The organism is Methylococcales bacterium (genome assembly GCA_030949405.1).
Lineage (GTDB): Bacteria > Pseudomonadota > Gammaproteobacteria > Methylococcales > Methylomonadaceae > WTBX01.
In genome coordinates this window covers 2,364,879-2,377,832 of record JAUZSN010000002.1, presented here as the reverse complement: position 1 = coordinate 2,377,832, position 12,954 = coordinate 2,364,879, and the positions used below count along the sequence as shown (strand labels likewise).

At 37.6% G+C, this 12,954-nt stretch carries 13 protein-coding genes; 4 read left to right on the top strand and 9 right to left on the bottom strand.

All coding sequences use genetic code 11. The features are described from left to right. Positions 1-65: 65 nt before the first annotated feature. The 5 genes from Q9M50_12245 to Q9M50_12225 are packed head-to-tail and all read right to left on the bottom strand — an operon-like array spanning position 66 to position 4,853. The gene (locus Q9M50_12245; GenBank protein ID MDQ7091382.1) at positions 66-377 is read right to left on the bottom strand and encodes a hypothetical protein; all 312 of its coding nucleotides are present in this window, start codon (positions 375-377) and stop codon (positions 66-68) included. Then, positions 374-739, bottom strand: coding sequence for a DUF6164 family protein (locus Q9M50_12240; GenBank protein ID MDQ7091381.1), 366 nt, complete (start codon positions 737-739; stop codon positions 374-376). Before Q9M50_12240 ends, Q9M50_12245 begins: the two co-directional genes overlap by 4 nt. A gap of 2 nt (positions 740-741) precedes the next feature. After that, positions 742-2,103: a sigma-54 dependent transcriptional regulator gene (locus Q9M50_12235; protein ID MDQ7091380.1), complete on the bottom strand. Its 1,362-nt coding sequence runs from the start codon at positions 2,101-2,103 to the stop codon at positions 742-744. A gap of 60 nt (positions 2,104-2,163) precedes the next feature. Beyond that, positions 2,164-4,317 (bottom strand): ATP-binding protein, encoded by a 2,154-nt coding sequence (locus Q9M50_12230; GenBank protein ID MDQ7091379.1) that lies wholly within the window; start codon positions 4,315-4,317, stop codon positions 2,164-2,166. Further along, positions 4,299-4,853 carry a DUF4390 domain-containing protein gene (locus Q9M50_12225; GenBank protein MDQ7091378.1) on the bottom strand — a complete coding sequence of 185 codons (555 nt, stop codon included), beginning with the start codon at positions 4,851-4,853 and terminating at the stop codon, positions 4,299-4,301. The genes Q9M50_12230 and Q9M50_12225 overlap by 19 nt, the downstream gene beginning before the upstream one ends. A gap of 183 nt (positions 4,854-5,036) precedes the next feature. On the opposite strand from Q9M50_12225, the gene Q9M50_12220 reads away from it, so the two are divergent. Genes Q9M50_12220 through Q9M50_12210 form a run of 3 tightly spaced genes read left to right on the top strand, consistent with a single transcriptional unit; the run spans position 5,037 to position 7,258 of the window. Then, positions 5,037-5,486 carry a hypothetical protein gene (locus Q9M50_12220; GenBank protein MDQ7091377.1) on the top strand — a complete coding sequence of 150 codons (450 nt, stop codon included), beginning with the start codon at positions 5,037-5,039 and terminating at the stop codon, positions 5,484-5,486. Further along, the gene (locus tag Q9M50_12215; protein ID MDQ7091376.1) at positions 5,443-5,949 is read left to right on the top strand and encodes a hypothetical protein; all 507 of its coding nucleotides are present in this window, start codon (positions 5,443-5,445) and stop codon (positions 5,947-5,949) included. Before Q9M50_12220 ends, Q9M50_12215 begins: the two co-directional genes overlap by 44 nt. Continuing rightward, the gene (locus Q9M50_12210) at positions 5,930-7,258 is read left to right on the top strand and encodes an OmpA family protein (GenBank protein MDQ7091375.1); all 1,329 of its coding nucleotides are present in this window, start codon (positions 5,930-5,932) and stop codon (positions 7,256-7,258) included. Before Q9M50_12215 ends, Q9M50_12210 begins: the two co-directional genes overlap by 20 nt. Before the next feature lie 153 nt (positions 7,259-7,411). Here the strand turns inward: Q9M50_12210 and rsmB are convergent, their stop codons facing one another. From rsmB to Q9M50_12190, 4 genes are all read right to left on the bottom strand, one after another. Then, positions 7,412-8,701, bottom strand: coding sequence for a 16S rRNA (cytosine(967)-C(5))-methyltransferase RsmB (gene rsmB / locus Q9M50_12205; GenBank protein MDQ7091374.1), 1,290 nt, complete (start codon positions 8,699-8,701; stop codon positions 7,412-7,414). Next, positions 8,698-9,624: a methionyl-tRNA formyltransferase gene (gene fmt / locus Q9M50_12200; GenBank protein MDQ7091373.1), complete on the bottom strand. Its 927-nt coding sequence runs from the start codon at positions 9,622-9,624 to the stop codon at positions 8,698-8,700. Before fmt ends, rsmB begins: the two co-directional genes overlap by 4 nt. A gap of 121 nt (positions 9,625-9,745) precedes the next feature. Further along, positions 9,746-10,642, bottom strand: coding sequence for a methylenetetrahydromethanopterin dehydrogenase (locus Q9M50_12195; GenBank protein ID MDQ7091372.1), 897 nt, complete (start codon positions 10,640-10,642; stop codon positions 9,746-9,748). 122 nt (positions 10,643-10,764) lie between these two features. After that, on the bottom strand, positions 10,765-11,673 hold the full coding sequence (locus Q9M50_12190; protein ID MDQ7091371.1) for a methylenetetrahydromethanopterin dehydrogenase: 909 nt from the start codon (positions 11,671-11,673) through the stop codon (positions 10,765-10,767). Positions 11,674-11,810: 137 nt separating this feature from the next. On the opposite strand from Q9M50_12190, the gene Q9M50_12185 reads away from it, so the two are divergent. Beyond that, entirely contained in the window at positions 11,811-12,824 is a 1,014-nt protein-coding gene (locus Q9M50_12185; GenBank protein MDQ7091370.1) for an isocitrate/isopropylmalate family dehydrogenase, read from the top strand. Positions 12,825-12,954: the final 130 nt, after the last annotated feature.

Below are 12,954 nucleotides of genomic sequence, written 5' to 3'. Positions count from 1 at the left end.
TCAGATCCTAACGCGGGTTGAAGCTCAATACAAGGCGTGAGCAATAATTTTTTCACGCCTGTATTTTAATTCATTCCAGAAAAAGAACTTACTTTTTCAACGGTTAAATCAGGAAATGAATCCACAATTTGTACCGTAAAATCAGGAAAGGCATCAACGATTTCCCATTGACCACATTTAGCGGTAAAATTTTTGACAAAGACGACATTAATGGTTGCAAATGCGGTTACATATTTAATTTTAATATCAGGAAAATCGGTGACAAATTGAACCTTTCCATGTAAAGGAATTCCATTCCAAACACAGGCTTTAGCCTCAACGCTCGTTGAAAAAACGAGGCCCCACATTAAGCTAATAATTAACACGAATTGAGTCATAACCCCAGTTCAAATAATAGCTTAATTGACACATAAGTAACCAACCCCATTGCCACTAAGTAAAGGCTAAATAAGGCAGGATTTTGCCAAAAAGAACGCCATAAATTTTTATGATTCCCTGTTGATTTTCGCTTTAAATAGGCTTCTCGTTGATGGGTGTAACGGTAATGATGGTAACCATTCAGTAATTCTTGTGCCTCCGTTAACTGAATTTCATCTCGAAGCCAAATAGCAGGCATCGACATTCCCCAATTACCCGCGTTAGTTTCGTAAAAATCAATGTCATGATAGGTTAATAAATCACGAATTTCAAACGATTCATCTTCAGGAACCCCGCGTAAAGAAAATAATAAAATAGCCATGGTTATAGTTTAATATTAAGTGCATGAAGTTTACGGTACAAATGAGTGCGCTCCATTCCAATGGCGGCGGCCAGTTTAGCAACACTGCCCGAATTACGTTCAAAATGATATTCTAAATAAGCTTTTTCAAAATGTTCGCGCGCTTCCTTTAAGGGAAGATTAAAAAACTCAGGAACCGTACCGAGTAGCGCAGGTTTTTCAGCGATTGATCCCAACGCATTTTTAACTTCGTCTAATTCAATATCATCCCCTGCCCCTAAAATCATGAGTCGCTGTACTAAGTTTTTAAGTTCTCTGATATTTCCATGCCAACTGTAATTACGCAAAAAATTTTGGGCGGCGATTGAAAATTTTCTAAAGGGAAGTTTTTCCATTTTAATAAAATAATCAATGTAAAAATTTAATAAACTGGGTACATCTTCACTGTGTTCACGTAACGGTTGAATATCTAGGGTAACAACATTTAACAAGTAGTATAAATCTTGTCGAAAACGCCCCGCATTCACTTCTTCTTCAATTGCAATACGAGTTGATGCAATGACTCGAACATCAACGCGGACGGCTTCACTTCCACCGACACGTAAAAATGAACTGGACTCTAATGCGCTTAAAAGCCGCGTTTGGGTTTCTTTATCCATACCCGCAATTTCACCCAAAAATAAGGTGCCGCCATGAGCCTGCTCTAATAAGCCCTGATAAATTTTATTGTGTTCTTCTTTGCCAAAAAATTCAACCGCTGAATTTTCAGGGGCGATACTACCCACAGCAACATCCACAAAAGCCCCTTCACGGCGACTGCTATGATTATGTAAATACCGTGCATATAATTCTTTACCCACGCCCGCTTCACCTACGAATAAAACGCGTGCTTCATGTTGAGCCAAACGTTTTAATTGATCTTTCGTCCGTTCAACGGTTGCACTTTTCCCGACAGGTTCAATATCAAACATTAACTGTTGTTTGAGTCCTGCATTTTCCTGTTGCAAATAACTGGCTTCCAACGCTCTTTCAACCACCAGTAATAATTTTGCTAAAGAGAGGGGTTTTTCTAAAAAATCATACGCGCCTAACTGGGTCGCTTCAACGGCTGTTTCAACGGAGCCATGTCCAGACATCATTACGACAGGACATAAACGTTGCTCTTCCTGCGCCCATTCTTTTAAAAGTGTAACGCCATCGGTATCAGGCATCCATATATCTAATAAAATCAAATTCGGTTCGCGTTTTTTCTTTAATTCACGGGCCGCCTGTGCATTTTCTGCCATCGCGACATAATAGCCTTCATCTTCTAAAATTTCAGAGACTAATTGTCGAATATCGGGTTCATCATCAACGACTAAAATATAAGGTTCTTGTTTGTTCATCTGAGTTATGAGGTTAATTTTTTAAAGGAGTTCAAAGCTATTTTAAACTAGCTTTTTTCATCAAGCGGGTAATTGACACAAAGGAAGCTGAATAATGAATCCTGCGCCTTGGGTATAATGACTATCTATCCAAATAACCCCGCCATGTTCTTCAATAATTTTTTTAACAATAGCAAGGCCTAACCCTGTCCCCTTTGTTTTTGTGGTGACATAAGGCTCAAAAATAGTTTCAATCTTATCGGCTGTAATCCCTCCGCCTTGGTCATAAATACCTAATTCTATATAATGGGTATTGTTACGTTGTACTCGTGTTAATTTAATTTCAATAAGCCCCCCATTAGTCATCGCTTCTTGAGCATTTTTTAATAAATTATGCAAAACTTGACGTATATTAACAGGATCTGCATGAATCATTGCGGTATACGCATTATTAATCATGGTAACCTTAATATTTCCTTGGGTTTGATACAAGGGCAATAATTCGTGTATTAAGTGATGTAAATTAATATCATCGGTTTGTTTTTTAGACGGGCGAGCGTAATCAGAAAAATCATCAACCATTCGTTTCATCGCCTCCACCTGCTGAACAATGGTATTCGTTGAGCGTTTTAATATACTGGCTGATTTAGGTTCTAATTCGTGGGCCAATTTATGCTGTAATCGTTCAGCGGCTAGTTGTATGGGCGTTAACGGATTTTTAATTTCATGCGCTAATCGTCGAGCAACCTCGCCCCATGCCGCATTTTTTTGAGCTTGAATTAAATCAGTTAAGTCATCAAAAACAACCACCGCACCGACACGAATGCCTTCTTGTGAATATAAAGGTCGTCCACGGCATAAAAGCTCTTGTCGCCCACTTACCCCTAGAAACGCAATACGCTGTTGCCAATTATCATTATTTTTTTCAATTAATTTTAACACGGCACGCAAAAAATCGGCGATTTCAGGGTGTTGTTTGATCACAATAGTCAATGATTGGCCAATAAAAAAATTTTTATCACAATGTAATATTTTATGTGCGGCTTGATTACTGGTACGGATTTTAAAATGACTATCAAAACTCATCACTCCCGCACTGACATTCGCTAAAATAGATTCTAAGTAGGCTCGTTGTTCTTCAACTTCTAAACTAGCTGTCCGTGCAATGTCTCTCGATTGAGCAATCCGTTGCGTCATTTGATTAAAGGACTCGACTAAAAAGCCTAAATCATCTTGTGCCATGACCGATAACTGAGGCTCATAATGGCCTGCGGCAACGGCTTTCGTACCTTTAACCAGTTCTTTTACTGGCGCTACAATATGACGAATACTGACAAAGGCAACCCAAATGGCGGCTAATAAACTTAATAATAAAACTAATAAGAGGGCTAAAAAAAAACTCATTTTTAACGAATCGCGTAAAAAGCTCATTTCTTGATAACGTACAAAAGCAAATTCAATGGAATCCGCTAAATCTGAAATTCTAACGGGAACGGGGTAGAGTACTTGTAAATACTGAGATTCATCGGCTTTAATTCCAATTAAAACTTGAATGCTCAAACTACCATCGTCATCGGTATTTAACGTAATATAATCATTATTTTGGCGTACCTGTAACCAGACATGCTCATCTGGTAATTTAGGTAAAATATCACTCGAGTTAATACTGCTAAACGCAATAATACGTCCTTGCTTAGAAAACAGCGTAATTTCCAAAGCGCCTAATGAATCACGAAGGTTAGCTAGTTCCAGTGCGAGTAATGTTTCTGATTTGTCGCGTAAAACTTTAGTTGATTGCTGTGTTTGTTTTAAATGCCAACGCATTCGCTGATCTAATGAGGCTTGGCTTAATTCTAAAGCATCTTCCATCGCTTTATCAATTTCAACATTAAAACCACTATTAATGGCTTGCTGTAAAAACTGTACAGAGAAATAAAAAACAATGGCGGCGGGAGCTAAGGCTAATAAAACAAATAATGAAACCATTCGCGTAGTTAAGCGTGACCCCGCTTCTTTTTTCTTTAATTGCTGCGTTAAGGAATAAACATTAATGCCGACCAGAACCATTAAAGCGGCGGTTCCTAAGCTATTAATTAACAGTAATAGGGAATAAATATCGCTTAATTGTGACGTTTCTTGGGTTGCTGAACTCATTAATTGGAGTGATAATAAAATCAATCCAAATAAAGTTATAATAAATAAACTGATAGGCAGTTTTAAGGTTGTAGTGTCCATAAATACCAATGGCTAGATAAGTCCCAATCGTTATCAAGATAAGCGATTGGTCTTAAAGGTAAGGGCAACGCTTCACGGTCGAATTCTAATTTTATTGCAACTGTATATTGACTGTTTTTTTCAATTATTGAGGTCTTAATAAAGTTTAGATTGCGTATTTTAGATATTGACGCGAGGGCTGCGGTCAATGAAGTAAAACGCTTATTTTTTTTTCTACTTGAATCCCCCACACTATAACTATTTAAGAGGGCGTGGTAACGAATTGTATACGAAAATAGTTGGTTAAAAACGATTGTATTCCACAAGGGCTTTATTTTTTTTAACTTAATGTTTAAATGCCACGTTAAAGCAATATTACTTTGGATAGCCTCTATGGCGGTAGGACTTAAATTATAATCAATATCAGCACTCAGTTGATAATAGTTGTTATAAGGTGTTAGTTTCGCTGTTTTAATTTGCGTAGAAAATTCATCCGCACTTAAAACAGGCGATAATACACTGATAAATAGTAACAAAAAAAAATTGATCATAGACATTCAAAAAATAACGATATAAAGTTAAACAGATTACAATAGATATATTTTTAATGAATCGTTTAACAATAAGCTGAAAGAGTCCAACAAAATCCATCCTTGTTTTTTCTCAAAGGTTTATTGTCTGATAACGACCTTCACACCCTAAACTTACCCCCCCCTTCTAACCTATAACTTTTTAATGAAATGTTAACAATTAAACCCTTATTTTTTATTTTTGCTTTAATTACCCTATTGCTTGGGGGGTGTTTTGATGAAGCGTATGAAGAAATTTCTCAAAAACGCGCTAAGTTAGTAGTGAATGTTAAAAACCCAATTATCATTGGTATTGCTTGGGATAGTCATCACACTTCATTTTTAAAAGGGGTTAAACTGGCCGTAAAACTAATTAATGCGGACGGCGGCGTATTAAACCGTCCTTTAGAAATTATTGTTAATAAGGATGAAGATAAACTGTTAGACCTTACGTTATCGACAAATGAATATCAGACTATTGTATTAAATATTGCAAATTCATTTGCTGATAATCATAAGGTTGTCGCGGTTATCGGTCATGTTACGTCAAAAACAGCTTTATTGGCCTCTGTTATTTATGAAAATAAAGGACTTCTTTTTTTTAACACCGAGTGCGACTAATATAAAATTAACGGGACATCAATTTAATTATATTTTTCGAACCATCCCTAATAATGATCAAATGGGGATAAGCATTGCTCATTATTTAGCCGAACAAGGCCTTTCAAAAATAGCGCTGCTCAATAGTCGAAGTCCTTATGCAACTGAGCTATCGGATGTTTTTTCTTCTCATTTAATGAAAAATAAAAATGCGAGCATTCCTTTTAGAAAATCATTTTTTGAAAATACTGTTAATATCACCTCACTTGCGATTGATTTAAAAAAAATAGCTGAAATGGATGCTATTTTTATTGCGTCAACCGATATATTTGCTGCAAAAATATATCAAAAAACACGTGATATGGGAATTAGGCTCCCTTTTGTTGCGGGTGACACTTTAAATATGCCTCCCTTTTTAAATATGGTCAAAGTCTGGGAGAATTCAGACGATGTAAAAAAAAACCATTGTTCCATCCCTATTTAATCCATTATTAGAAGAAAATCAAAAGGTTATTGTTCTTTTTAAGGAAGAATATGGCCAGGAATTTGAACCTGATGAATTTTCAGCCTTAGGTTATGATAATATCATGCTATTGGCCCATGCGATTAAACGTGCCCAATCACCTGTCCCCATTAGAATTGCAAATATGTTACGCCATATGCCCCCCTGTCAAGGGCTAACAGGCAAGTATCAATTTACTAAACAAGGGGATTTAACCGATAAAGATTTTTATTTTAAAGAGTTTCATCGCGGTAAATATGAGTACCGACAAATGAAAGCGGCCGAAGATGCGTTACCTCATGTTCATGAAAGCTGTAATGAAATTGACAGAGATTTTGATACTATCCCTAACGACCTTGATACCTGTCCCGATAATAGTGTCGAAGAAATATCTAAAGGTATTTTTTTAACAGGGTTATTTAGAGGCTGTCCCATTGATAACGATAAGGATAAAGTTCCTGACTATACCGATAATTGCCCTGAAAATAGTTTAAAAGAAATTTCTAAAGGGGTTAATGAGTTAGGCTGTCCCCTTGACTCTGATGCAGACGGTAAAGCCGATTATGAAGATTTATGTCCACTTAACCCTGATTTAACGGATTATGTAGTGGGGAAAAACTGTACAAAAGATAAGGATTCCGATGGTATTACCGATGACATCGATCAATGTCCTAATAATACGAAGGAAGAAATTATAAAAGGGGTTAATAAAACAGGTAAAGGACAAGGCTGTCCTATTGATAAGGATGAGGATAAGGTCGTTGATTATATTGATACCTGCATAGAGAATAGTCCACTTGAAATAAGCCAAGGCGTTGATTCTAAAGGCTGCCCTGCAGACAACGATCATGATGATATTCTTGATTATCAAGATAAGTGTTTAAATACCCTCGATGCCGTTATTATTGATTCTCAAGGATGTGGCATTATTGAAAATAGGATTACGTTACACCCTTTAACTTTTTATTTTAAATCAGGTAAAAGTACCTTATCAACGAGAGGGAAAGCTTATTTAGATGCGTTTGTTGGACAAATAAAGATTAATAAATTTAAACAAATTAAAATTATTGTTCATACTTACAGTGAGGGTAATAGCGAAAACAACCAAGCGTTATCAGACGAACAAGCGTTAGCTATTAATGACTATTTTCAACAACAAAATATTAGCTGTGAAAAAATAACATCTACAGGGAAAGGCGATAGTATCCCTATTATTGATAAAACGACGACTAGAAAGAATCAAAAAAACCAACGTATAGAATTTATTTTAGCGCAATTTAAAAGTAAATAATAATACCTGATAGAGGCTACCAGCTTAAGATGGGATACTACGGATCGAGGCTTAACCTCAACGTGTCCCGTCTTAAATTGGTAGCTCTGATGGGTAAGTTATTTGAGTTGTTTAAATTGGCTGGGAATGCGGTTTTAAAACGTACAAAATTAATTATTTTTTCCCTAAGCGCGCATAATAAAAACCATCCATCGCTTGCTCTCCTGTTAGGATTTGTCGCCCAACTGTTTTGGTTAATCCCCAATTGCTTTCAATAGGAATTTCAAAACTATCCGAATTATTTTTTAAAAAGTTTTCAATTTGATGTTGATTTTCTTGTTTTAAAATGGAACAGGTTGCATAAAGCAAGATTCCATTAGGGGCTAAGAGTGTCCAAGCGGCCTTTAAAATTTCAGCTTGTAGGGTTGCTAAATTATCTATATCTTCCGCCCGACGCAGAATTTTAATATCGGGGTGGCGACGGATAACACCTAAAGCTGAACAGGGTGCGTCTAAAAGAATTCGGTCAAAAAGTGAGCCATCCCACCATGATTGTGGATCTTTTGCATCCGCCTCTATCAGTGTTGCCGTTAACCCCAAACGTTGTAGATTTTCTGTAACCCGTTTCAAACGACTTTTTTCTATATCCAGTGCGGTCATTTGTAATCTAGGTTCTAATTCCAACATGCTGGCTGTTTTTCCACCTGGGGCCGCACATAAATCAAGGACACGCTGTCCTGCTTTAAGCTGTAGTAAAGGAGCTGCCCATTGCGCCGCCATATCTTGTACAGAAACCCAACCGTCACTAAAATGAGGCAATTGTTCAACCGAAACCGCTTGTTTTAATTTAAGGGCTGTTGGACTTATCTCACTAGTTTCAGCCAAAATATCATTTTTAATTAATAACTGATAATAATCAATCGCCGTTGTTTTTGCCAAATTAACCCGTAAAACCATCGGCGGGTGTTGATTATTTTGTTGTAGAATTTCAGGGGTCCGTTTCCCCCAATCATTTTCTATTCGTTTAATTAACCATTGAGGATGTGAATAGTTCGCTTCTAAATTTTCGGTAATTTGTGACTCTAGGGTTTCTTGTTCACGTAAATACTGCCGTAAAACGCCATTGATAACCCCTTTTGCCCATGTTTTTTTACCCACGGCCGTGACTGTTTCTGAAACGGCGGCATGTGTTTTTATTCGCATGGTTCGTAATTGATACAAACCGATTAAGATTAATATTTTTATATCTGTATCTTTATTGCGTAAGGGCTTGGCTAATAATAAACTCGCTAAAAAATTTAGTTGATGGTAATCACGTAATACGCCATACGATAACGCTTGAACATAGGCACGGTCTTTAGCGTTATCTAACGGGTCTAAATAGGTCTCTAAGGAAGCCGTTAAAGAGTGGCCCTTTTTTAGAACATTTAATAAAATTTGGGTCGCAGGTTTTCTTAAATTCATTCGCCTAATTTTAATCCATCGACATCATGTGCATTTAAAAAAGCTTGGATAGATAAACGTTTTCCACCCGGCAATTGAACTTCTTGCAAGCTTAAAACGCCCTCTCCTGTCCCCACTAGCATTTGTTTGCCATTACTGACAACGCAACCTGCATCTATTTTATTTTCTATCGGTTGAATTGTTGCTTGCCAAATCCGTAAATTTTTTCCTTGATAACGTGTTTGGGCGACAGGCCAGCTATTTAAGCCTCTTATTTTTTTATCTAATTGCGTTGCTGATTGTGTCCAATCCAGCATTGATTCTGATTTTTGAAGTTTTTCCGCATAAGTGACTAAGGTTTCATCTTGAATTTCAGGCTCTAAATCCCCGTCCTCAAGTTGTAATAATACCTTCGCTAATCCTATGGCCCCTAAGTCGGCGAGTTTAGCGTGTAAGTCACTGCTGGTATCTTGTAAATGAATAGGACAATACTCTTTGTGTAGCATATCACCCGCATCAAGTTTTTTTATGACCTGCATAATGGTTACCCCTGTTTCTTTATCCCCTGCGATCACAGCACGGTGAATCGGAGCCGCTCCTCGCCAACGAGGTAATAATGAACCATGAATATTTAAACATCCGTATTTAGGCGCATCTAAAACCGTTTGGGGCAAAATGAGTCCATAAGCAACAACAATCATTAGATCCGCATTAAAGTGTTGTAATGTTTCTAATTCATGGCTTTGTTTGAAATTTTCAGGTTGACAAACCGTTAAAGAGGATTCTAAGGCAAGACTTTTAATAGGTGAAGGGGTTAATTTTCGCCCCCGTCCAGATGGACGATCAGGCTGAGTATAAACCGCACAAATTTCATGCTTAGAATCAATAAGCATTTGCAAGGTTGGAATAGCAAAATCAGGAGTACCTGCAAAAATAATTTTCATGGTTCAAGCATTTGGTTGTCTTCTTTAAGCGTGTTAAAGAGTGAAATAGCCTTAACGACTTAACTCCAAAATAAATACTTAAAAATTAGGTTTTGATGTGTTTTAAATTGTTTAATTCAAATTAAACAATTTCTCGCGCTATTATAAACGCATCTCTAAAATCAAGATAGAGTGGTTTTTCAGTGGCTAACATAGATTCTAATAATTTTTGTTGCAAACGATATTTAATATTACCCACCGCTAATGCACCCACGCCCACTACATTGTCAACATTTTCTAAGGGTGCGCCAAAATCTCCCCTATTAATGCCTTCAATACCTACAGGCGGAACCGCATTCACATCCCCTGCAACTTTAAGCTGAGGGGCTTGTTTTAAAACGTGAGTATTTAAAACTTGAATCCCTGCCTTAGCGGTACAAAAAACTATATCAGCATCAGCAATAAGGGCTATCTTTTCTTTATCATTCCCTGCTTTAGTCCCTGTTAATTGGCTGTTAAAACGACGATTATATTCCTTAGCCGCATCATCCGCTGCATCGACCGATAAATGGTCAACTAACGCCGTATTTGCGCCTGCCAGTGAGGCAATAACGCCTGTGGCGATCCCTACCGGTCCTGTTCCTCCAAATACGAGGGCCTTACAGTCCTTAAATTCTTTATTATATTTTTGTTTAAGTTCGCGCTCTACACAAGCGACTAACGCCGCAGCAGTCGTGAAAGCACCACTGGGGTCTACAAATACTGAAATTTCAAAAGGCGGAACCATGGCATCCTTGATAGATTTAAGCATATCGGTGGCGAGTCCTATATCCCGTCCGCCAATAAATAATCCTGTTTTTTTTACGCCTTTAGGGCCTCGTGAAAAAATAGCATCTTGTGTCAGTCGATGAACACTATCAAGCTTAACATTTGCATAAGGCATTAAAACATCAAAGCCAGCGTCAAGAGCCATATTAATATCAAAGGGACTATTATTTGGCATAGGATCAAACATGTGCAGGATACTTCGTTTCAAAATCATTTTTCCTTAATATCAAAAATTTAAATAACGTTTCCTTTTGCTCTTTTATACAGCATAAGGTTGGATACTATAAAATATTTACTTAGTTAAGTAATGATGCATAAAGAATGCCAAGTTTTTTATTTTAAAGATTTAATGTAATCACGCGCGACCTCAAAAGCATGTTCAAAATGTAAAAACACAGGTCTAGGGTCTTCAATCATCCGTTTTAATAGCCGATTTTGAGCTTGATATTTAATATTTCCAATGGCTAAAGCACCAATACCCACGGCTTGACCATTTGAATTTTCAATAAGATCCCCATTTGCAAACGTATCAACCCCTGAAATGCCAAAAGGAGGGATCGCATTAACATCGGCAGCTACTTTTAAATGAGAGGCGGTAGCAACTAAATCAGCACTTAATAACTCAATTCCAGCCGCACCTGTGGCGAAAACAACATCCACTGTTTTGATATAATCCCCTTTATCTTTATCTAATCCTGCCGTTACAACGATTTTTCCATCCCCAAATTCGTTGCTACAAAGATCGGCAATTCGTTGTGTTTTTTCTAAATTTCGTCCGATAATTCGAACATTGGCTCCTTGCTCAGCCGCAAGTACCGCCGCAGCTTGTCCAACCGGTCCTGTTCCACCTAACGCTAAAATAGATTTCCCTTCTAACCCCGTATTAAATTTATCATTTAACTCTTTTTCTACAGCGGCAACCATCCCCGCAGCCGTAGTAAAGGCACCGCTAGGATCTGCAAATACCGCGACCTCAAAAGGGGGCAGCATGGCATGTTTAGCCGTTTTAAGCATATCCATTGCTTGTTTAGAATCACGCCCACCAATAAAAACGCCTGTTTTTTGCAACCCTTTTGGACTACGTGAAAAAATAACATCCTGTATTAAAGCAGGTATTTCACTAGGTTCAACATTCGTGTAAGGAATCGCTGAAAGCCAGCCTGCATCCAATGCCATGTTGACATCAAACGGGCTTAAATTCTTAGCAGTGGTCAACATATGTAAAATAAATGATTTTTCCATGGTCTCTCCAGAGAGGATATTAATGGCGTTGGTAAGGTTAAAGATTCAGATTATATCAAAACTTAGCGGAGTTTAATTTTTAAAACGATGAAATTTTGTGTATTATTCTCATTTTTATAAATTTAAAGAGCTAAGTGATGCACAACGTTACGTTGATTAAAGGTGATGGAATCGGTCCTTCTATTGTAGAGGTGGCTGTTAAGATTATTAATGCCTCAGGTGCTAACATTAATTGGGAAGAAGCCGAAGCGGGGATGGCGGCGTATGATAAGTATGGCACGCCTATTCCAGATGAAACATTGGCTTCTATTGAAAAAAATCGTGTTGCCTTTAAAGGCCCCTTAACAACCCCTATTGGAGGCGGATTTAGAAGTATTAATGTTGCTTTACGTCAACAATATGATTTATATGCCAATATTCGTCCTGCTAAAACATGGAAAGGCGCGCAAACTCGTTTTGATCATGTTGATATTGTTGTGGTTAGAGAAAATACCGAAGGACTTTATGCGGGGTTAGAACATTATTTGACAAAAGATAAAGATATTGCAGAAAGCTTAGCCGTGGTGACTCGGAAAGGTTCAGAGCGAATTGTCGAGTATGCCTTTAATTATGCAAAAGCAAATGGGCGTAAAAAAGTGACCGCGTGTCATAAAGCCAATATTCTTAAATTTACCTCAGGATTATTTTTAGATGTGGCGCGTGAAGTCGCCGCTCGTTATCCTGAAATTGAATTTGATGAAAAAATTGTAGATGCGAGCTGTATGCACTTAGTTATGAATCCAGAACAGTTTGACGTCATCGTTACCACTAATATGTTTGGTGATATTTTATCCGATTTAACCGCAGGACTCGTCGGTGGACTCGGATTAATTCCAGGAGCAAATATTGGTAAAGATGCGGCACTTTTTGAAGCGGTGCATGGAAGTGCGCCTGATATTACAGGAAAAAATATTGCTAATCCGACCGCCGTTATTATGGCAGGGGTAATGATGTTAAATCATTTGGGTGAAACAACGGCTGCCGATAAAATTCAAGCCGCTGTTGAAAAAATTATTGATGACAGTGTATTTGTTACACCTGATTTAAACCCAACCTCTAAAATAGGGACGATTGAAATGGGTGAGGCCATTATCGCCGCAATGAATGCCTAGGTTTATATTTTTATTGATACCAAGGCGCACCCATTTTTAATGTAAATTTAATCTATGAACGCCAGAGACGCGAGACCTCGCGTCTCTACAAATAGGGATAGGGCAAAAAGATTAATGATTCTCGCTTTAA